20 protein-coding genes and 1 riboswitch are annotated in these 20,010 nt (G+C 36.6%); of the genes, 14 read left to right on the top strand and 6 right to left on the bottom strand.

Annotated elements, in window-relative coordinates; genetic code table 11:
• Positions 1-117 precede the first annotated feature (117 nt).
• From N0O92_RS06445 to N0O92_RS06420, 6 genes are all read left to right on the top strand, one after another.
• On the top strand, positions 118-1,119 hold the full coding sequence (locus N0O92_RS06445; RefSeq protein ID WP_315613833.1) for a DUF3231 family protein: 1,002 nt from the start codon (positions 118-120) through the stop codon (positions 1,117-1,119).
• A 207-nt stretch (positions 1,120-1,326) separates the two neighbouring features.
• Positions 1,327-2,940 (top strand): GGDEF domain-containing response regulator, encoded by a 1,614-nt coding sequence (locus N0O92_RS06440; RefSeq protein WP_315613832.1) that lies wholly within the window; start codon positions 1,327-1,329, stop codon positions 2,938-2,940.
• Between the two features lie 11 nt (positions 2,941-2,951).
• On the top strand, positions 2,952-3,989 hold the full coding sequence (locus tag N0O92_RS06435) for a HEAT repeat domain-containing protein (protein WP_315613831.1): 1,038 nt from the start codon (positions 2,952-2,954) through the stop codon (positions 3,987-3,989).
• Complete coding sequence (locus tag N0O92_RS06430; protein WP_315613830.1) at positions 3,986-5,386, top strand: glycosyltransferase family 2 protein; 1,401 nt, start codon at positions 3,986-3,988, stop codon at positions 5,384-5,386. The genes N0O92_RS06435 and N0O92_RS06430 overlap by 4 nt, the downstream gene beginning before the upstream one ends.
• A gap of 15 nt (positions 5,387-5,401) precedes the next feature.
• Positions 5,402-5,773 carry a response regulator transcription factor gene (locus N0O92_RS06425; RefSeq protein WP_315613829.1) on the top strand — a complete coding sequence of 124 codons (372 nt, stop codon included), beginning with the start codon at positions 5,402-5,404 and terminating at the stop codon, positions 5,771-5,773.
• 246 nt (positions 5,774-6,019) lie between these two features.
• The gene (locus N0O92_RS06420) at positions 6,020-6,760 is read left to right on the top strand and encodes a glucose 1-dehydrogenase (RefSeq protein WP_315613828.1); all 741 of its coding nucleotides are present in this window, start codon (positions 6,020-6,022) and stop codon (positions 6,758-6,760) included.
• A gap of 36 nt (positions 6,761-6,796) precedes the next feature.
• On the opposite strand, the gene N0O92_RS06415 is transcribed toward N0O92_RS06420, so the two are convergent.
• The 4 genes from N0O92_RS06415 to N0O92_RS06400 form a co-directional block, all read right to left on the bottom strand.
• Positions 6,797-8,317: a SulP family inorganic anion transporter gene (locus tag N0O92_RS06415; RefSeq protein WP_315613827.1), complete on the bottom strand. Its 1,521-nt coding sequence runs from the start codon at positions 8,315-8,317 to the stop codon at positions 6,797-6,799.
• Between the two features lie 13 nt (positions 8,318-8,330).
• Positions 8,331-8,927, bottom strand: coding sequence for a xanthine phosphoribosyltransferase (locus N0O92_RS06410; protein WP_315613826.1), 597 nt, complete (start codon positions 8,925-8,927; stop codon positions 8,331-8,333).
• Between the two features lie 100 nt (positions 8,928-9,027).
• Positions 9,028-9,129: riboswitch (purine riboswitch) on the bottom strand.
• A gap of 376 nt (positions 9,130-9,505) precedes the next feature.
• On the bottom strand, positions 9,506-9,655 hold the full coding sequence (gene sda, locus N0O92_RS06405) for a sporulation histidine kinase inhibitor Sda (protein WP_315613825.1): 150 nt from the start codon (positions 9,653-9,655) through the stop codon (positions 9,506-9,508).
• A 231-nt stretch (positions 9,656-9,886) separates the two neighbouring features.
• On the bottom strand, positions 9,887-9,982 hold the full coding sequence (locus N0O92_RS06400; RefSeq protein WP_315613824.1) for a YjcZ family sporulation protein: 96 nt from the start codon (positions 9,980-9,982) through the stop codon (positions 9,887-9,889).
• A gap of 316 nt (positions 9,983-10,298) precedes the next feature.
• Between N0O92_RS06400 and N0O92_RS06395 the strand changes: the two genes are divergently transcribed.
• From N0O92_RS06395 to N0O92_RS06375, 5 genes are all read left to right on the top strand, one after another.
• The gene (locus N0O92_RS06395) at positions 10,299-10,811 is read left to right on the top strand and encodes a PTS sugar transporter subunit IIA (protein ID WP_315613823.1); all 513 of its coding nucleotides are present in this window, start codon (positions 10,299-10,301) and stop codon (positions 10,809-10,811) included.
• A 22-nt stretch (positions 10,812-10,833) separates the two neighbouring features.
• The gene (locus tag N0O92_RS06390) at positions 10,834-11,682 is read left to right on the top strand and encodes a PRD domain-containing protein (RefSeq protein WP_315613822.1); all 849 of its coding nucleotides are present in this window, start codon (positions 10,834-10,836) and stop codon (positions 11,680-11,682) included.
• Positions 11,682-12,635 carry an aminoimidazole riboside kinase gene (locus N0O92_RS06385; protein WP_315613821.1) on the top strand — a complete coding sequence of 318 codons (954 nt, stop codon included), beginning with the start codon at positions 11,682-11,684 and terminating at the stop codon, positions 12,633-12,635. Before N0O92_RS06390 ends, N0O92_RS06385 begins: the two co-directional genes overlap by 1 nt.
• Positions 12,636-12,921: 286 nt before the next feature.
• Complete coding sequence (locus tag N0O92_RS06380) at positions 12,922-13,452, top strand: DUF8052 family protein (protein ID WP_315613820.1); 531 nt, start codon at positions 12,922-12,924, stop codon at positions 13,450-13,452.
• Positions 13,449-15,065 carry a carbon starvation CstA family protein gene (locus N0O92_RS06375; RefSeq protein WP_315613819.1) on the top strand — a complete coding sequence of 539 codons (1,617 nt, stop codon included), beginning with the start codon at positions 13,449-13,451 and terminating at the stop codon, positions 15,063-15,065. Before N0O92_RS06380 ends, N0O92_RS06375 begins: the two co-directional genes overlap by 4 nt.
• 63 nt (positions 15,066-15,128) lie before the next feature.
• On the opposite strand, the gene N0O92_RS06370 is transcribed toward N0O92_RS06375, so the two are convergent.
• Complete coding sequence (locus N0O92_RS06370) at positions 15,129-16,085, bottom strand: TIGR03943 family putative permease subunit (protein WP_315613818.1); 957 nt, start codon at positions 16,083-16,085, stop codon at positions 15,129-15,131.
• Between the two features lie 17 nt (positions 16,086-16,102).
• Positions 16,103-17,143: a permease gene (locus tag N0O92_RS06365; RefSeq protein ID WP_315613817.1), complete on the bottom strand. Its 1,041-nt coding sequence runs from the start codon at positions 17,141-17,143 to the stop codon at positions 16,103-16,105.
• Between the two features lie 201 nt (positions 17,144-17,344).
• Between N0O92_RS06365 and N0O92_RS06360 the strand changes: the two genes are divergently transcribed.
• From N0O92_RS06360 to N0O92_RS06350, 3 genes are all read left to right on the top strand, one after another.
• The gene (locus N0O92_RS06360) at positions 17,345-17,911 is read left to right on the top strand and encodes a DUF2179 domain-containing protein (RefSeq protein ID WP_315613816.1); all 567 of its coding nucleotides are present in this window, start codon (positions 17,345-17,347) and stop codon (positions 17,909-17,911) included.
• A gap of 152 nt (positions 17,912-18,063) precedes the next feature.
• On the top strand, positions 18,064-19,029 hold the full coding sequence (locus N0O92_RS06355) for a CobW family GTP-binding protein (RefSeq protein WP_315613815.1): 966 nt from the start codon (positions 18,064-18,066) through the stop codon (positions 19,027-19,029).
• 56 nt (positions 19,030-19,085) lie between these two features.
• Complete coding sequence (locus tag N0O92_RS06350) at positions 19,086-19,724, top strand: SDR family oxidoreductase (RefSeq protein ID WP_315613814.1); 639 nt, start codon at positions 19,086-19,088, stop codon at positions 19,722-19,724.
• The last annotated feature ends 286 nt before the right edge of the window (positions 19,725-20,010 follow it).

The following is a 20,010-nucleotide window of genomic DNA, read 5'->3' as shown; positions in this document are numbered from 1 at the left end:
AGGAAATTTCACGCCTTTCGATATATACATACAAGTATTTACTTAGTGACCAAAAAGAATGAAGCGAGAAGTTTAGGGGAAAATAAGTCAGAAAAAAACATGTGTGGAGGGGAACCGATGTCTAAGGAGCCAGAATTAACTTCATCTGAGATTGGGACGCTTTGGATGACTTTTCAGCAAAAGACAATGGTAAAAACGATGTTAAAGTATTTTATTGAAAAGGCTGAAGATCCTAATGCTAAAAAAATAATGGTTAGTCTTTCAAATGAAATTGATTTATATATTAATCAATTAACAAAACTGTTTGAATCAGAAGGGGCAGTTGTTCCTGAAGGGTATAAAGATAACGATGTTCATCCAGATGCCCCAAAATTATTTGATCATGACTTTGATATCTATTTTACTCGTATTATGAAAGCAATTAGTATGGGAATGCATACACTGCATCTCGGGATGGTATATAGAAAAGATTTATTAACACTGTTCCAAAGTTTAACAAAAACGACGCAAGACTATTTTAGCCAAAGCACAGAATACTTATTAAACAAGGGTGTACTTGTTAGACCCCCTCATGTGACAATGCCAAAAGAAATTGAATTTGCAACGAAACAAGATTACTTAAAGGGAATTAAGTTTGGTCATAAGCGATCTTTAACAACGATTGAAGTAGCGCATTTGTATCATGCAATTGAAAACAATATTGTTGGAGCAAATTTAATGATGGGCTTTGCTCAATGTGCTCAGAATGAAGATATTATAAAGTACTTTACTAGAGGAAAAGACCTTTCAAAGAAATTAGTGAAAGACTTTGGTAAGATTCTTATGAAATCAGATGTTCAAATTCCTTCTTTAGAAGGTGGAACGGTTACAACCTCTAAAACTCCACCATTCTCAGATAAAATGATGATGTATTGTACAAGCTTGTTATGTAGTTTTTCATTAGGAAGCAATGCATTTGGAACATCATTTAGTTTGAGAAATGATATTCCACCTGTTGTTTTAATAGGAGCAAAAGACATTTTTGAATTTGCGTCAGATGGAGCGAAGTTAATGGTCAAGCACGGATGGATGGAAGAAGCGCCACAAATGGAGGATCGAAAACAGCTAATGGATAAATAGTAAAAGAACCTCGATACACTATGTTTCTTTTGTATCGGGGTCTATTTTTTATGATTAGTCAAAGGTTATAGGGTTTTACTTCTACAGGTTAATATTGTCAATGATTTTAAAAGTCTTTATTTTTGAATTTATAGTCGAATTTTGTAAAGTGTTCTATAATAATCTTACATATTATATCTTGTACGTGGTAAAACAAGGGGGTTAGTCATGGAACGGTACCAATCCAAATTTCTTGAAAGAATGAAAGAGACAGCTTCGAAATGGAAAGAAGATGGAGTGATATCACATACAGCGGTGATTCGATTCTTTCATTCGGTCGTTGGGACAGGGGCAACAATTGGACTACATGAGCATGCAGAGGCAGCTAAAAAACATCTTGAATATGTAAAAAAGGTAGAAAAAGAGAATTGGACGTACGACGAATTAGAACCGTTACTCGTTCAGTTTCGTCAAGATACTAGTAAAGAAGAAGAACAAGAAAAACAACGGACTCACCAGCCCAAACCAGTTAAAGTCGATGATACGACACCATTAATTCTTTTAATTGATGATGATCATGACTTTGTTGATTATATGAAAAGAATGCTTGAAAAAGAAGGTTATGTAGTCTTGGCGGCGTTAACAGCAGAAAAAGGACTACAATTATATATTAATCAACGACCAGATTGTGTATTACTTGATTACAGTATTCCAGGAGTGGATTCGTTCCGGTTGTTAGGTCAATTGTTGTCACGGGCTAGAAATGAATTTATTCCGATTATGATGATAACGGCTGAAATGGATAAGGCAATCGAGCAAGAAGCTTATCGAAATGGTGTAATGGATTATTTTACAAAACCTATACAAAGAGAAGACCTACTCATTCGATTAAAAAATCGATTAGATTTTAGAAGAGTCGTGCAAAAGTCAGTCATGATCGACGAATTAACCGGAGCTTTTTCTAGAAAATTTTTAGATATTGAAGCGAAGCGATTAATAGAAACGTACAACCGTTATCAAGAAACCTTCTCGGTAGCAATGCTTGATTTAGATCACTTTAAACAGGTGAATGATCGTTATGGTCATCTTGTTGGAGATAAAGTTCTGCAGGAATTTGTTGAATTTCTAAATCGTTCAAAACGAAAATTGGATATGGTATTTCGCTTAGGGGGAGAAGAATTTCTCATTCTCTTTCCACATACGTCAAAGGCTCAAGCGAAAAGCACGTTACATCGCTTTTTAACCGATTTTCATGAGATGCTGTTCCATGAAGGGGAATCTACTTTTCAAATGTCTTTTTCAGCGGGATTAACCGAAATGAAAGAGAAAGTGGACTCTATACAGGTGCTTATGGAAGAAGCGGATCAAGCTCTTTACGAAGCAAAAGGAAATGGTCGCAATCAAGTTGCTATTTATAATGAACTTTCTGTAAAGAAAATGGTGAGCCAAGTACACATTTATGTAGTAGATGATGACCCGATTATCCGACAGGTATTAACAGATAACATTCAAACGATTCAAGTCGAGGGAGTAGAAATTAAGACAACAAGTTACCGAGAGGGAGAATCTTTTCTCCAATCTAATTGGTACAAACCAAGGGAAAGACATCTTATTATCCTTGACAGAATTATGCCTAGAATCGATGGGCTCGAGCTTGTCGCCAAAATCCGCGAAGCATATCCTGAAGGGAAAGTTGTTATTTTAATGTTGACAGGACGAAACAATGAGAAAGAAATTATTCGAGCTCTTGATATGGGAGCAGATGACTATGTAACAAAACCATTTAAATTAGATGAACTGCTTGCTAGGATTAAGAGATTAATTCATCGGACATTTATGTAGAGGGGTATAAAATGGTATATGTTATATGGTTAATCATTAGTTTACTGCTTTTAAATACCGTACTTCTTCTTTATTTATTAGTACGTAAACAACTACAACAACATAGAGATGAAGAAAAAGAACAGATTGTTAAAGAGTTATCCCCTGTTATTGAGAATGTTTCACGAGAAAGAATAGAAGGAATTCCTTCTACTTTTAAACGAACGTCATTATTTTTTGAAGTCCTTGAAGAAACAGTAGGGATGTATTTACAATTATTTGGCGATGAAAAAATGAAAGCAATCTTAAATAATGTAACACAGGTTGAATTAACCGATGTTTATAAAAAGCGGTTAAAAAGTAATTCTTGGAGTGAAAGGATGAATGTTCTTTACTGTGTTGAGGATTTTGAGATGACCTCTTTACAGGATGATGTTTGGAGTTATTATCACTCAGGTCGCTCGTCGATAGAAGAAAAACATCAGATGATTCGAGTACTATCAAAGCTAAATGATCAACGGTTACTTGAACAAATAAAACATGAATCTGACTGGCCTTATTTTCTTTTAAAGGAGTGTTTTCGACGTTTCGACTTTTCAACAGTGGAGACCATTATTCGCAATGAGTTAGACAGCCTTTCTGAAGAAGTACAGGTAGCCATTTTAGATGTTGCCATTGAACGGAAGGATCCATCTTTAACCTTTTTCTTTGATCAACTTCTTTTTTCAGAGTCGAGAGAGATTCGAATTAGAGCATTAAAAGCCATTTATGAGTATGAACAAACGACAAAAGAAGAAGAGTTAGTGACATTTCATCAATCTAATTTTTGGGTTGAACGAATGTTGTTTGCAAGAGTAGCCGGACAATTGAAACGGAAACGTTATAGCACCCCGTTAGTAACGTTGCTGTCTGATGAGAGTTGGTGGGTTCGTCAGTCGGCTGCTGAGGCACTTATGAATTTTGAAGATGGGCTTTTTATTTTAGAACATGTCTATGAGACCAATGAAGATCCATTTGCTAGAGATACTGCTAATCAATGGTTAGGAGAGGCGGTAAGATTAACAAAATGAATGTTTTTGAAATTTTCGGTTGGGGCATTTTTATTTATATGGTTGGCGCATCTATCTTTTATCTTATTTTATTTGGATTATCCGCGGTTGTCTTATGGAGAGAGCGAGGGTTAAACAAAAAAGGTGCGTATGAAGACTTATTAGCAAGCAAAGATACGAAACCTATTTCTATTCTCGTACCAGCCTATAATGAAGAAGCTGGTGTTGTAAGTAGTGTCCGATCGCTGCTTAGCATGAATTATCCTGAATATGAGATTATTGTTATTAACGATGGTTCGACAGATCAGACCCTTACTAAGATGATTTCGGCTTATAAAATGAAGCCAGTTTCGTTAACTGTGCGCAAACAAGTTCCGTCGAATGAGATAAGGGCGGTTTATCGCTCCACGATCTTTGATCATTTACTTGTTGTAGATAAGGTTAATGGTGGGAAAGCAGATGCGTTAAACGCAGGAATCAACACATCAAAATTTCCATATGTTTGCTCTCTTGATGGAGACTCGTTATTAGAACAAGATGCTTTAATAAAAGTAATGAAACCAATTATCGATTCCAATGAACAAGTCATTGCTACAGGAGGCAGTATTCGAATAGCAAATGGGTGTCAAATCGAAAGAGGAGAAGTTGTGAAAGTCGGTTTACCGTCCAACCCAATTGTAATCATGCAAATCATTGAATACTTGCGCGCCTTTTTAATTGGAAGAATTGGCTTAAGTAGACATAACTTATTATTAATTATTTCTGGAGCTTTTGGGGTGTTTAATAAAGCATGGGTGATTAAAGCTGGAGGGTATGAACGAGATACAGTTGGAGAAGATATGGAGCTAGTTGTTAGACTTCATAAAGTATTAGCAGAAGAAAAGTCTAACAAGCAAATTCGTTATATCCCTGACCCCGTTTGTTGGACGGAAGCACCAGATTCGTTATCAATTTTACGAAGACAACGTACTCGTTGGCAACGAGGGTTATTTGAGACGTTACGAACACACAGGAAGATGTTGTTGAACTCACGGTACAAAAAAATCGGGTTTATCTCAATGCCGTATTTCGTCATTATTGAATTGTTAGGTGCAATTATTGAGGGGTTAGCCTACGTATATATTATTTCAGGGTTATTATTTTCTTTTATCCCTCTAGAGCTTAGTCTCATGTTGTTGTTAATTACGTGGTTTTATGGTAGTTATATTTCCATGTGTGGGGTTCTTCTTGAAGAATGGAGTTTGAAACGGTATCCTAAAAAAAGACATTTGCTCACCCTTTTCTTTTATGCAAGTACGGAGATGTTCTGGTATCGTCCGCTAAATGTTTGGTGGAGAATTCAGGGAATCTGGCAGGCGTTCAGGAAACGTTCAGATTGGGGTGTTATGACTCGAAAAGGAATTTCGAAGGATGATTAATTGGAGGAATGGTTTTTGAAACGATTATTAGTGACGGATGATGAGGATGTTCTACGTATGTTAATTGTTGATACTCTTGAAGATGAAGGGTATGAAATTGATGAGGCGACTGATGGCGAAGAAGCTTTGAATATGTATGAAGAACAACACTATGATTTACTTATTCTTGATTATATGATGCCAAGAATGACAGGGTTAGAAGTATTAAAAAAGGTGCGGGAGAAGCCTTCTAATCATACTCATCAAAAGATATTAATGTTAACCGCAAAAGGACAAGCAACAGACAAACAAGAAATGTTTGAAAATGGGGCTGACTCTATATTAATTAAACCATTCAGTCCGTTAGAGTTGATAGATACGGTTAAGAATCTCATTAAAGTGGATTAATAAGACACTGAACAAATTGCTTTAGTTTGCATAGTGTGTAAGAGGAAGTAAGGTGTGGCCGAACCTTCTTTCTAACCCTAGGGAGAGAAAGCGACTCAAAAGAAGATTTTGAGTCGCTTTTTTGATGAATGGAAGACATAACCGTTAGAAAAGATAAGCTTAAAGATTTAAGAACATAGGTCTGTAATGCTAATATAAATGATAGTCTAATGCGCGTTACATAATTGAAAGAGAGGGATAAAAGTTTTGGATAAACGTATTGTAATTGTATCAGGAGCTGGTCAAGGGATAGGAGCAGCCATTGCAAAAGAATTTGGCAGAAACGGTGATCTTGTGATCGTAACAGATATAGATAAAGAGAAGGCAAATGAAACAGCTTCTTGGATCTCTGAAAAAGGTGGAGATGCACAATCATTTATATGCGATGTAAGGAAAGAAGATCATATTAAGGAGGTTGTGTTTCAAACAGAGCGTCAATTCGGAAAAATTGATATTCTAATAAATAACGCTGGTTTATCCAAGTTCACATCACCTTATGATTTAACTATTGAGGAATGGGATGATATCCAACAAACGAACGTAAGAAGTGTGTTTCTGTTTTCGCGGGAAGCAGCAAAAGTGATGCGAAAACAGAAACAAGGTTCAATTGTAAACATTGCGTCAACTCGAGCGACGATGTCAGAGCCTCACTCGGAGGCATATGCAGCATCAAAAGGTGGCATTTTGGCTTTAACTCATTCGTTGGCAGCTTCTTTTCAAGAGGACGGGATTCAGGTTAATGCTATTAGTCCTGGATGGATCCATACAGGAGACAGATCAGAATTGCGAGCTATTGATCATAAACAACATTTTTCAAAAAGAGTCGGTGAACCAGGCGATATTGCACGAGCTTGTCTTTTCTTAACAAATGAATGCAATCACTTTATTAATGGAGAGAATGTAACCATTGATGGAGGAATGACCAAAAAAATGATCTATGAGCATTAGAAAAGAGGCCTTTTAATGAAGGCCTCTTTTCACGTATTAAGCAATCTTTTTATCAATTGTATTTACTGGCGTTGTTTGACTATCTGAACGTTGTTTAAAAGCAGCATAGCCAAAGAAAACGGCAACTAATACATAACCAATAGAAAAATCCGGAGCTGCATTAAACGCTAATGCAGGAGCATGCATGAAACCAACAAATGATAGGAAAGCAGCAATAAGCGAGAAGACTATGGCTTGTTTGAAGTTCTTATCTATGATAGCAACTGTCATGGCACCTAGTAAAATGGCAGTGAACATAGCACCTTGTCCAAGTGGAACAATTCCAGTTGAAATCCCTGATACGACTTCACCTGCTGCATTGTTAAATCGAGTCATCACATAGTTTGCAAGATATGGCAACATTGCGATTGCGACAGCAGGATAATATTTCTTATCATTTGAAAGAAACGCGGTTCCAACCATAGACATTCCAACAAAAACTAAGATTGGTGCAACGGCAGCAAGTGGAATAATCGTTGAAAATGCAGCAATCACTCCAGTTATAGCCGCTAGTCCAAATACGATTGCATTTAAAATACTGTATCCTCGACCTGCACCCATTTGTTTTGACCCGACTGTAGCAATATAAACCGTTGTAGGAAACAATCCGCCGAAAAATGCCCCAATCATTGTACCTACACCGTCAACTGCTTGGCATTTACGTACATCATATGAATCTCCTGCTGCGGCCATCGCATCGACATTATTCATCGTTTCAATTGCGTTGTATAAAGTAATAGGAATAAGAACAGCTAAAATACCAATTAATGCACCGAATAAATAGGTCATACCTTCTAACGGAGCTAACGTAGGAAATATTGGATAAAATCCAATATTAGCAAGTCCTTCTGAAACTTGACTAGGTGATTGGTAACCAAGAGCAAATGCTAAAATAGTACCAGCTACGACTGCGAATAAGGATGCTGGAATATTAAAAGGCATGGCAATTTTTGCAACAATTCCAACTAAGATGATAGCTAACGATACAAGCCCTACAACAGGAATAGAAAAAGTATTGAACAACATTTCACCTGCAACAAATGTTAAGGCAACCCCTGCAATAGCGCCAAGCATCGCTGCACGTGGCAAACGATCACGAACCCAGTTTCCGCTAAAACTCACGAGTACTTCAACAAGTCCACTAAGTAAAGCGGCTGCCACTCCAATTTTCCAAGCGAGCTCTGGGTCGCCTGTTAAGGCATTAGCTGGTGCGAGAACTCCAAATAAAAACACGAACATTACCGGTGTGCTAATTCCATAAGAAAGTGCTGTTACATCAGTACGTCCTTCTTTTTGAGCTAATTGCTTTGCCATATAGGCATAATACAAATTCCCAACCATTACAGCAACTGCTGCGCCAGGGATTACTTTTCCAAAAACGATGCTAGCAGGAAAACCCATTCCTAACATGGTTACCGCAATAACAACAAAGTTAGCTAAGTTGTTTTGAAATAAGGCAAAAAATGCATCTGTATCTTCTTTTTTATATAATGGATAATGAATGGTTTTTGTACTCATGTTTGTTCTCTCCTTAGTTGTTGTGGGTCGTTACAAGTTCGTCAACAAACGTTACCTTTCCATTTTCTAATGAATGAATTCTAGCTAGTGAATCTACACGATACCCTTCCTTTTCTAAGAGAGCACGTCCATCTTGAAACGATTTTTCAATTACAATCCCAAGTCCAGCCACTTTTGCGCCAGCTTGTTTCACAATATCAATGAGTCCTAGAGCAGCTTGTCCATTTGCCAAGAAATCATCAATAATTAAGACAGTATCATTGGATGATAAAAAGTTTTTTGAAACGGTAATGTCGTTCGTTTCTCGTTTTGTGAAGGAATAAACTTTAGAAACATATACATTCTCATCCATAGTTAATGATTTCTTTTTACGAGCGAAAATTAGAGGGCTGTGTAAACTTGTTGCAGCCATAAAGCTTGGTGCGATCCCTGAAGATTCAAGTGTCAGGACTTTTGTAACTTTCTCCTCTTTATATAAACGAGCGAATTCCTCACCAACGGCACTCATTAACTCGACATCTACTTGATGATTTAAAAATGTGTCGACTTTCAATACTTCATTTGAAAGTACATTTCCTCTTTCACGAATCGCTTGTTTTAACTGTTCCATGTATGTCAACTCCCTAAAATTCAAACAAAAAACCGAATACCAAGGCACCATGAGTGAACGAGTACCTTGATATCCGGTTTTGTACAGGAATGAACCTGAAAACGAATATCATTGCACTCGTAGTCAAGCTATTTACGGTAGCCTGGTAGAGACTTTTGGGCCATATTCCCAATTTTATACGAGTTTTTCATTTGATTGTTTGTGTACACGGGTAAGTATAGAGGAAATTAATGAATATTGAAAGACTTTTTTTAAAAAAACACGAATTTAAAATTAGAAATTGGGAAAATTCGTTCGTCTCTATCTAATTGTTAGAGGGAAAGTTGGTGAATTATTACGTTTATAGCAAGGAAACACAAAATGGGGATAAAATGGAAGGTGTTAGGAGAGTCTCTTAAAAGCTCGACGTTCGGCATATTCCAGACACTTCTCACAAACAGAAATCTTTTCATTCTTATCATTTACATACTTTCGCATATATGGGGTTGTAGATGTACAGAAGCCGCATTTTTTCTTTTGAAAGAAACGAATAAATCTGGTAAGCAAAATAAATCACTCCAAGAGGAATAAGAATAACATTATAAGGCAAGATCAGTTTGAAATTCGTCTAATAGACCTCTCCTTACTAATTCCTCCTTCAATAAAGAAATAAACTCTAGATCTAAGTTTAATTCTACTGATTGTTCATATGCCTCAAGTATAAAGTGATCATCTAATCGACTAAGCATTTCGATCTTCCTTTCTTCCTTGTTATAAATGGCCTATATTAAGCAATAATATCTTACTTTTTAATTGTTGACTAGTTATATTGTCTGAAATTTTCACATGCTTATTTATTTTGGACATTATTAGAAAAGGATTTTGTCGATTATAGTAGAACTTTATACTCATTTGCGAAGGTGAGAGGTACTCTCTAGCGCATGTGTTTTTGCAACATGCTAAAAGTACCTCCTTTATTTCTAGCAAACGTAAGCTGAACCAACAATGATTAATAAGATGAATAGAACAACAATTAATGTAAATCCGCCATGATATCCGTAACCCATAGTCGTCATCTCCTTTCCATTCTGTTCATAACATCATATGTTGAGATGAGCTAAGCGTATGGGCATATGTACAGGGAAAACGAATTTTAGTAAAATGATCGGTTTCATTAATAAAAAAGAGGGAACAGTATAGTATACTCCTATAATTTAGCTTTAATTGACAAGCTTAATCTAGTCATAATAAAATAAAGATGATATTTAAATAAGGAAGATTGTTACTGATTTCAATCAGGCAAGACTTAAAAGGTATAGGGGGTTTTTGGCTATCTCTATGTTTTTTAAGTCTTTTTTTGTTTCTTATATTCGAGGGAAAAGGGGAATTATAATGTTTAAAAAGTTATTTGGCATAGGGAAAAAAGAAGATATTCAAGTACAACCTAAAGAAGAAATGGTTGTTGCTCCTATTACGGGGAAATTGGTTGCTATTGAAGATGTCCCAGATCCAATGTTTGCTCAAAAAATGATGGGAGATGGGATAGCAATCGAACCAACTATTGGGCGTGCAGTTGCTCCTGTTTCTGGTGAAATTGTTCAAGTGTTTCCAACGAAACATGCGATAGGGATTAAAACGCTAGGGGGAATTGAAATTCTATTACATATCGGACTTGAAACAGTTAATATGAATGGAGAAGGATTTACAGCGTACGTGAAAGAGGGAGACAAAGTCAAAGTTGGAGAAACACTAGTGGAATTTGATTTAGACCTTATTAAGGATAAGGCTACAAGTACGATCACTCCACTTGTTATCACAAATATGGAAGTTGTTACAAGTATGTCAAAGGACCAGGTGGAAGAGACTGTGGCAGGGGAGACGCCTCTTTTAACGTTAAAACTGTAACGATGTTAGGAGTTCGTGCTAAATGAGGATTAACAGGGTGCTAAATAATAATGTTGTCGTTGTCAAAGAAGGAGAGGAAGAAATCATCGTAATGGGATCAGGTATTGCCTTTGGGAAGGGCAAGAATGATCTCATATCCTCCGATAAGATAGAGAAAGTGTTTGTAATGAAAGATAAGAATGAATACGAAAAATTTACCCAAATTATTGACCAATTACCTGAAGCACATATAGCCATTGCAGAACAAATTATATCTCATGCAGAAAAAGCGTTACAAACGAAACTCAATGAGCATGTTCACATAGCGTTAACCGATCATGTATCTTTTGCAATTGAACGAATGAAGCAAGGCTTTCAAATAAAGAACAAATTATTAAATGAAATTCGTGTTCTTTATGCAGCTGAGTATGCAATTGGACTTTGGGCTCTTGATCACATTGAGGAAAATTTATCTATACGTTTACCTGATGATGAGGCTGGTCACATTGCTCTTCACATTCATACAGCAAAAATGAATGGGACGACAATGGTTCAAGCTACAAACACAACTGTATTATTAAATGAATTGATAGAAAAAATTGAGGAGATGCTTCACGTAAAGGTTGAAGAGGAATCCATTTCGTACCAACGCTTAGTTACCCATTTGAATTTTGCGCTTAAAAGAGTAGCAGAAGGACAATCTTTTGATGATCTAGATAAAGACATGCATGATTTAGTCCAAAAGAAACATAAAGTTGCATATGAAACGGCAACAGAGCTTGGGCGATATTTAGCTGAAACTCATTCGTACGTACTACCTCCTTCTGAACTTGTTTACCTGACTTTGCATATACAACGAATTCAACAAAAAAAAGAAGATGAGGTGTCTTGATGAAAGGAATTATTTGTTTAGGTGAAGCGTTAATAGACTTTATCCCACTTGATTCAGATAATATAACGTATCAAAAAAGTCCAGGTGGTGCACCTGCTAATGTTGCTGTAGCGGTAGCAAAACTGGGAGCGAAATCAAGCTTTTTAGGAAAGGTGGGCAATGATGTACTCGGGCATTTTATGCAAGATACGTTAAAACACCACGGAGTAGATACAACACATATGACGTTAACTGATGAAGCTCGTACGGGTGTGGTTTTCGTTACACTAGATAAACAAGGTGAACGAAATTTTAGCTTCTATATTAATCCAAGTGCAGATCGTTTCTTAACAACAGATGAGTTGGACGACTCTTTGTTCACTGACAATCGTGTTTTACATTTTGGTTCAATTTCATTAATTGGTGAACCTAGTAAGACAGCGACAATGAAAGCGGTAAAAAAGGCGAAAGAAAATGGTCTCATTATTTCTTATGATCCTAATTTACGACTTAGTTTATGGCCAACGGTTGATCAAGCAAAAGAAACGATTATATCGATGTTAGGTGAAGCAGATATAGTAAAGATTTCAGAAGAAGAATTAGAATTTTTGACTGGTGAAACCGATCTTGAATTAGGAATTGCTAAATTGGTACCGTTTGAAATTCCTGTATTGCTCGTTACATATGGTTCAAAGGGGAGTTATGTTCATACAAATGGACAAACGATACATGTTCCGGCAATGAAGGTTGATACTGTTGATACGACGGGGGCAGGAGACGCTTTTGTATCAGGAGTTCTCTATCATTTAAATGAAGTTACTTCTTCTATAAGTGAATTATCACTAAAACAATGGAAAGAAATAGTCACGTTTGCTTCTGTGTCTGGGGCTTTAGCTGCTTCTACACGCGGTGCGATGACGGCGTTACCTACAATAGAAGAAGTGAACACTCGTTTAGAACAAGCAAATAAATAGGAACTAAGGTCTGCATCTAAACGCATGTTATATGTGTTGGTGCAGACCTATTTTTTAATCAAGTTTTCTATATAAATAGTAAATAGTTGTAACTTTCATTGTTTTCTGTATAATAATAGTAGTTTAAAGAATTATGTGAATATTTCTACTAAAGAACTTGACATTTGAATACTCTAAGATAGGAAGGAGGACTATAGGAGTAATTATATAAAAAGGTAAGATTAGTAATGTTACGGTTTGTGAAATCAGAATTTTCAAACATGTAAAGGGAGCTAGGTGGAGAGTTATGACTGAAGCAATAGTAAAGAAATTCATTAATGAAATGGCAAATCTTTATACCGTTCAGTTTAATGTGTATCGAGATGAGGTCATTGGTGAATTACCTTTGGATTTCTATGCTGAGTTTCAGAGGCGAGATGAAAAGTATTTAATGTCTAAGTCCGTAAAAGTATGGAGTGTTGAAACTCAACAATATGCATTTGTAAGACACGAGGAAAATCTCTCAAAAGAGAAGCTACAAAAATTTGCTAACGTTTTGGATAAATCCATTCCAAGTTTTGTGCCTGGAAAACAAGAGCATATGTCAACGTACTTTTTGGGGATTGTGATTACGAATGAGTCGATTAGTCATGATCTCCAAAAAGAGATTCAGAGGATGAGAAAAATTCAGTTTCTTAAGTATGGATGGCATGGTTGGGCCGATCGCTACATGGCTGTTGTTAGTTTAAAAGATAAACGTGTGTATATTAATAAAAAAGGGAAAGAGTTTGTTACAACATTTCAAGATGCCTTAGTAAAGGGGGAAGTAAATTCATGAACTTTTTAACTTTGATGATGATTTGTGGTGTTATCCTATTACTTGCTTATCGTATTTATGGACGCTTTTTAGAAAAGGAATTAAAGGTAGATCCTAGTAGGACCACCCCAGCAGTAGAAGTCAATGACGGGGTTGAATACGTTCCTGCAAGAAAGCCGGTACTGTTAGGCCATCATTTTGCTACAATCGCTGGGGGCGGCCCAATAACTGGTCCGATCGCTGCCGTTGTATTTGGGTGGTTACCTGCAGTTATCTGGATTATTGTTGGAAGTATTTTTGTCGGTGGAGTACATGATTATACATCTTTACAAGCTTCGATTCGTCATAAAGCACAATCAATTGGAACCGTTATCAAAGAATATATGGGGGGCAGAGGACAGATCTTATTTTTGAGTTTTTCTATCGCTACTCTGATCCTCATTGTTGGTGTATTTATGATTTTGGTAGCGAATACATTTGTATCCGTGCCTGAAGCTGCGACAGCATCCATTTTATTTTTAGGTGTAGCCATTATATTTGGATTTTTAGTGAATCAGTTACGAATCAATCTAGTTTTTGCTAGTATACTAGGTGTTGCTGCGATGCTTGTTTCAATTTGGGTTGGGATACAATATCCTATCCATTTAAGCGCACCAACATGGTCGTTAATTCTTTTAGGGTACGCTTACATTGCATCTGTAATGCCAGTATGGCTATTGCTTCAACCACGAGATTATTTAAACGCATTTTTGTTATATGGTCTTATTATTGGTGCAGTAGTAGGGATATTGATTGCATCTCCAACTATGCAATTGCCAGCTTACACCGGGTTTCGCCATGAAACGATGGGCTTTTTATTTCCAATCTTATTCATAACAATAGCTTGTGGAGCAATATCAGGATTTCACTCACTTGTTTCTTCTGGTACGACAGCTAAGCAGTTAGACAATGAGAAAAATGGCAAATTTATCGCTTATGGCGCGATGTTATTAGAAGCTTTTATGGCAATCATTACAATTGGATCGGTCGCCTATTTAACTCAAGCAGATTTTGCTGCTAGGTTAGATGCTCTTGGTGGACCTATTGGAACATTTGCGGCAGGAATTGGCTATTTCATGTCATTTTGGGGAATTCCTGAAGCAACAGCTGTTACATTTGCTGCTTTAACCGCTTCTGCATTTTTATTAACAACACTTGATTCAGCTACACGTTTGATGCGTTATGCGGTGCAAGAAATCACGGAAAACCGTGCTCCTAAAATGTTTCAAAATTCTCATGTGGCAACCACGACTGGGTTAATAGGTGCAGCAGCACTAGCGTTAACAGGTACATGGGAACAAATTTGGCCGTTATTTGGCTCCGCGAACCAAATGCTAGGTGCTCTTGCCTTGCTAGCTGTTGTCGTCTGGTTGAAAAAAACAGGAGCAAGAACATTCTATGTAGTCATTCCAATGGTCTTTATGTTTGTTGTTACAGTTTCAGCTCTTGGAGTTTTAATGTACAACAATTTTATAGCATCGAATTATTTCTTGTTCTTCTCAGCTTTCGTTCTTTTTGTTCTTTGCGTTTTCCTTGCTATTGAAGGATGGAGAGCAATGGTTGAAGATAAATCGGATCGGACCGTGAAAATGTAGTATGGAAAAAAGGGGTGTCCCAAATGGTCAGTACGACAATTTGGGACACCCCCTGTTGTTCATTTAGAAACTAAAACGTGGAAACACATAGGGGCTTTCTGGTTGTTCTACGATTTCAATTTCACGTAACTGGATAAGAGGAATTCTAAACTCATTGTAATCTGTCTGATCTAGAATTCCTGTTACACGAACCCATGTGTCATTTTCGAATTGATGGGCATCATTCGCCTCAATCATCGTGCCGTATACAGAAGCATCAGCTACACAGCACGTCATGCCGAAACGAGCAACGACTAGCTGGTTGTCCTCAAATTCAGGTTCGCGGTAAACAAATCCTACTATCTCAATAGGCTTACCAATAAACCGTTCTAGTTGAAGATCTAGCATGGTCATCATATCTAGATAATTCTCTTCTGTCACAACAATATGACCTTGCTCAAGTACTTCTTCAGCTAATTCCTCATAATACTGGTTAAAACCTTCCATGGTGTAGTATTCATCAGCTGTAATGTGTTCTTCTGGATCAGTTGTCCCGGCTTCCAATTGGTCAAAATAGGCATCAGGATCATCTAAATATGCTTCAGCTCGAGAAGGGGACTCTGCTTTTTCTTGTTCGGCTTTCGCTTGGTCGTTTAAAACCCCCGACCCAAATTGAATGCCACGGTTCGCAGCAACAGAACTATCGAGCAACTTATCTGGAAGGACAAATCCTAAAATGATCGGTGCAACAAAGATGGAATAGATAAGAAGCTTTGTTACAGGAGAACCTGTAATATTATGATCGGTTCCGCAATCACACAACTGTTCCTCCTCTTGTCCCTTATTGGTACTTCGAATAATTTGAATCACACCTAGTAATAAAAATACAGCTGTAGCAAAGTAAATAAATGGCATCATCGTTGGAGCAATATAGTAAATGATATTCCCCGTAATAATAAAGGCAAGCATAAGCAAAGCAAAGCCAATTAGAATAATGCCACGAATGTAAGCGTGAAAGCCTAAGTCAGATTTTTTTTCCATAACAGGACTCCTCTCCATTAAATGATAGCAAGAAGCTGTAGAGCAACAACTGAAATAAAGACGACTGCTGTAACAACTCCAATAAAGATTAGAACAAATTTCGCTTTAAAGAAGGCAAATAACATAATTGTATTTTTCAAGTCAATCATTGGACCATAAACTAAGAAAGCGATGAGTGACCCTGTTGTAAATGTATTTCCAAATGATGCTGCAACAAACGCATCCGCTTCCGAACATAAGGATAATAAGAAAGCAAAAGCCATCATAACAGCAGTTGAACTGAACTCGTTGCTACCAATTGCTTGAAGAATACTTCGATCAAGAAATGTTTGAAAAAGAGCAGCGATAAATGCACCTAGAATTAAAAATTTCCCCATTAGGAAAAATTCATCTGCAGCATGATATAGGGTTTGCTTAAGACGGTTCATTTTTCTTGGTGAAGTGGCACCTGTTTCTAAAACAACTTGACGTCCGACAAGCTCTTCTTTTGTCCATTTTAACTGATCACGATTTTTGAAGACAATGTATAGGACTCCTCCAATAATAATAGAAAGAACAAACGCTAGTCCCATTCGTGCATACAAGACTGTTAAATCCGTACGAAACGCAAAGAAGGTAGATGCGGCCACAACCGGATTTAAAATAGGAGCTGCAACTAAGAAAACAACCCCAACATGTAACGGCATCCCCTTTTTAATTAAACGGCGAACAATGGGAACGATCGCACATTCGCATATTGGGAAAATGGCACCAAGTACAGCCGCGGGTAAAAGCGCTGCATACGCATTTTTAGGTAAATAACGATGAATTAAATCTTCTTTTACATAAATTTGAATGAGGGCTGATACAAATACACCAAGTAAAATAAAAGGAACGGCTTCTATTACAATTCCTAGAAAAATCGTGTTTACATTTAGCCACGAATCGGGAACAGTAAGTCCAGCACGTTCATTTTTAAAAGATTCAATATTAAAAAACAGGACTAAAAATAACAAAAGTAAAACAAAGCCTAAAAAGTCCTTTCCAAACGAAAGGGATATCTGTTTAAATTTGTTCATTTACCTACTCCTTATTATACTCTATGAAAGTTCTTTCGCTATTTTAACATAGATTGAGTGAATGAAGTGTGAATAATTGATATGTAAAAGATAAGAAATCTTTGGTAGAATTTCAAAAAATCCTTATGAAAATAGGCTAGATTCTACAATTGTTTCCTGTTACACTACGATAGTTATATAAGAATGAAAGTAGGTGTAAATATGGTTCAAGCTTTAATTATTTTTATCGCACAATTAATTTATGTACCGGTCTTGACACTTCGTACGATTACGATGGTTAAAGGCATGAAAGGGAAGGCGTCAGCATTAGGAACGCTTGAAGGTGTTATTTATGTTGTTGCGATTGCCATTGTTTTTAGTGACTTATCTAACTATTTAAATATGGCAGCTTATGCTATTGGGTTTGGTGTCGGTTTATATATAGGACAAATTATTGAACAAAAATTAGCAATTGGCTATGTGTCAATTGAGGTAAATTTAATGAACAAAAATGAAAAATTAACCGATCGACTTCGCGAAGTTGGTTTTAGTGTTTCAACAGCCGAAGTGGAAGGGATGAATGAAGCTAGACGTTATCGTTTAGACTGTACAGCCAGAAGAGATCGTGAACAGGAGTTTATTACAATCGTAAGTGATTATGAGCCTAGTGCATTTATTGTTTCGTATGAACCACGTAACTTTAAAGGTGGATACATTACAAAGGCAATGAAAAAAAGGAAAGAGAAATTTTCGAAAAAAAATAAAGAAAAAGAAAATGCCACAATGTAATGGCTATACAAAAAACTGGAGACAAATCATGTCTCCAGTTTTTTTGTATTAAAGAGGGATTTGAGCCCCTTTTTTGACGGTTACAAATAGGAATGACTCCTATTTGTAACACTCCTAAATTTATGATATTTTAGAGGGAAAGGAGTGACAAGATGAACCGAATTCCTGTATATCTATTAACTGGTTTCTTGGGAAGTGGAAAAACGACGGTATTAAAAAGAATGTTGCAGGCCTTGAAGAAGCAAGGGAAACAACCCGCATTAATTATGAATGAGCTCGGTTCAGAAAATGTGGAGAAGGAACAGTTTGAGGATGAATCAATGATTGAACTCCTTAACGGTTGTATTTGTTGTACTATACAAGATGATATGAGAAACGAACTTTCTAAATTTCTTGAATTAAACAATCGGGTAGATGTCTTATTAATTGAAGGTACAGGGATTGCGAATCCGGCCGAGATTGTTGAAGTACTAACACATCCTGACATTATTGATCAAGTTACGATCGAATCTATTATTGGGATGATAGATGCAAGTAGGTATCTTGAATATCAAAGCTTGTTCCAAAGTTCTAAGGAGATTCGAACAATGTTAAAACAGCAGGTTACTTCAAGTACTCTCCTTGTAGTAAACAAAACGGATGCAATTGATCAAAAAAAATTAAAGAAAGTAACAACAAAAATAGAAGAAATCAAGATGAAAAATACACCAATTGTATTTGCAGAGTATGGAGATGTTCCACTTGATATGCTATTTGAAAAACGATTTAAAACAGATACCATTCACGTTCAACCTGGGAAACAAACGGAACATCACCATCACCATCATCATTACGATCATCATTCATTTCAAGCTATTAAACTTGAAGGGATAGAGGCGCTTGATCAAGATAGTTTTAAAAAATGGTTAAAATCTCAAGGACCTGAATTACTAAGAGCAAAAGGCTATATTGTCTTCCAAGAAGATAGCCAAGTGTTCTCATTTCAATATGCTAGTAACCAACTTGAACTTCAACCAATTGAAACGAACAAGGGCACTTGTATTATTTTGATCGGGACAAGGTTAAATCAAGATCAAATTGAACAAACTTTTCAAGAGTTTGTAAGGCAGATTGTTTGATTCTATATGGCGTTTGCTACAAACTTGTAGTATAGACTGCAAAGGAGTGATTCGTAATGAAAGTATTAGTAATTGGTGCAAACGGTCAAGTAGCACGTCATGCTATAACAAAACTAAAAGAGGCAGGTCACTCTCCAATTGCCATGATTCGTAATTCTGAACAAACAGAAGATCTAAAAGAATTAGGAACGACAGATACAGTAATTGCTGATTTAGAATCGAATTTTGATCATGCTTATCACAGAGTTGATGCGGTTATTTTTGCAGCTGGTTCCGGAGGGCATACGGGCGCAGATAAAACGATTTTAGTTGACCTTTGGGGGGCCATTAAAGCAATCGATACAGCTGAACGAATGGGAGTCAAACGGTTTGTTATGCTTAGTTCGATGGGAACGGTTGATCCTGATAAGAGTGATAGAATTCGCCATTATCTCGTAGCAAAGAAATTAGCAGATGACCATTTGAAACGATCAACCCTACAGTACACAATTGTTCGTCCAGGGAGCTTAACGAATGATCCAGCTCTAAAAATGGTGAAGGTGGAAGAAGAAATACAAGTGCGGGATAATACGATAACAAGAGAAGATGTTGCGATTGTTCTAGCGGATATTGTTGACCGTTCCTCAACCATTGGCAAAACGTTTGAAGTTCTTAATGGTGAAACTCCGATAGGCGAAGCATTGGCAACTCTTTAAGCACGGTGCTGGCAAAATGGTAAAGGAGTTTTACATGATGCAAGCCTTCTATGAGATGTACTCGTAGAAGGCTTTTTTACATGGTCGTTCACCAATAGTAACTAGAGGTAATACAATGGTATACAGCCTTTTTTCCAGATTAATGAAAAGATGATATAATTCAACGTATCCATAAATTGTTAACAGAAAGGTTGTTCTAAAATGAAGAAAAACTTAATTCATACTTTCTCTTTAAATTCACTAAAAAGAACTAAGACTAATCCTTATTTTACATTAGGGGGAATCA

The sequence above is a fragment of the Alkalihalobacillus sp. MEB130 genome (assembly GCF_032335535.1).
Taxonomy (GTDB): Bacteria; Bacillota; Bacilli; order Bacillales; family Bacillaceae_D; genus Halalkalibacter.
The sequence above is the reverse complement of the archived record's forward strand: the minus strand, read 5'-3'. Positions and strand labels throughout refer to the sequence as shown.

Bases quoted from the DNA above. Each gene is read 5' to 3' on its own strand.
- N0O92_RS06445 (WP_315613833.1), top strand. From the start codon at position 118: ATGTCTAAGGAGCCAGAATTAACTTCATCTGAGATTGGGACGCTTTGG.
- N0O92_RS06440 (WP_315613832.1), top strand. From the start codon at position 1,327: ATGGAACGGTACCAATCCAAATTTCTTGAAAGAATGAAAGAGACAGCT.
- N0O92_RS06435 (WP_315613831.1), top strand. From the start codon at position 2,952: ATGGTATATGTTATATGGTTAATCATTAGTTTACTGCTTTTAAATACC.
- N0O92_RS06430 (WP_315613830.1), top strand. From the start codon at position 3,986: ATGAATGTTTTTGAAATTTTCGGTTGGGGCATTTTTATTTATATGGTT.
- N0O92_RS06415 (WP_315613827.1), bottom strand. From the start codon at position 8,317: ATGAGTACAAAAACCATTCATTATCCATTATATAAAAAAGAAGATACA.
- N0O92_RS06410 (WP_315613826.1), bottom strand. From the start codon at position 8,927: ATGGAACAGTTAAAACAAGCGATTCGTGAAAGAGGAAATGTACTTTCA.
- sda (WP_315613825.1), bottom strand. From the start codon at position 9,655: ATGCTTAGTCGATTAGATGATCACTTTATACTTGAGGCATATGAACAA.
- N0O92_RS06400 (WP_315613824.1), bottom strand. From the start codon at position 9,982: ATGACGACTATGGGTTACGGATATCATGGCGGATTTACATTAATTGTT.
- N0O92_RS06395 (WP_315613823.1), top strand. From the start codon at position 10,299: ATGTTTAAAAAGTTATTTGGCATAGGGAAAAAAGAAGATATTCAAGTA.
- N0O92_RS06390 (WP_315613822.1), top strand. From the start codon at position 10,834: ATGAGGATTAACAGGGTGCTAAATAATAATGTTGTCGTTGTCAAAGAA.
- N0O92_RS06385 (WP_315613821.1), top strand. From the start codon at position 11,682: ATGAAAGGAATTATTTGTTTAGGTGAAGCGTTAATAGACTTTATCCCA.
- N0O92_RS06380 (WP_315613820.1), top strand. From the start codon at position 12,922: ATGACTGAAGCAATAGTAAAGAAATTCATTAATGAAATGGCAAATCTT.
- N0O92_RS06375 (WP_315613819.1), top strand. From the start codon at position 13,449: ATGAACTTTTTAACTTTGATGATGATTTGTGGTGTTATCCTATTACTT.
- N0O92_RS06370 (WP_315613818.1), bottom strand. From the start codon at position 16,085: ATGGAAAAAAAATCTGACTTAGGCTTTCACGCTTACATTCGTGGCATT.
- N0O92_RS06365 (WP_315613817.1), bottom strand. From the start codon at position 17,143: ATGAACAAATTTAAACAGATATCCCTTTCGTTTGGAAAGGACTTTTTA.
- N0O92_RS06360 (WP_315613816.1), top strand. From the start codon at position 17,345: ATGGTTCAAGCTTTAATTATTTTTATCGCACAATTAATTTATGTACCG.
- N0O92_RS06355 (WP_315613815.1), top strand. From the start codon at position 18,064: ATGAACCGAATTCCTGTATATCTATTAACTGGTTTCTTGGGAAGTGGA.
- N0O92_RS06350 (WP_315613814.1), top strand. From the start codon at position 19,086: ATGAAAGTATTAGTAATTGGTGCAAACGGTCAAGTAGCACGTCATGCT.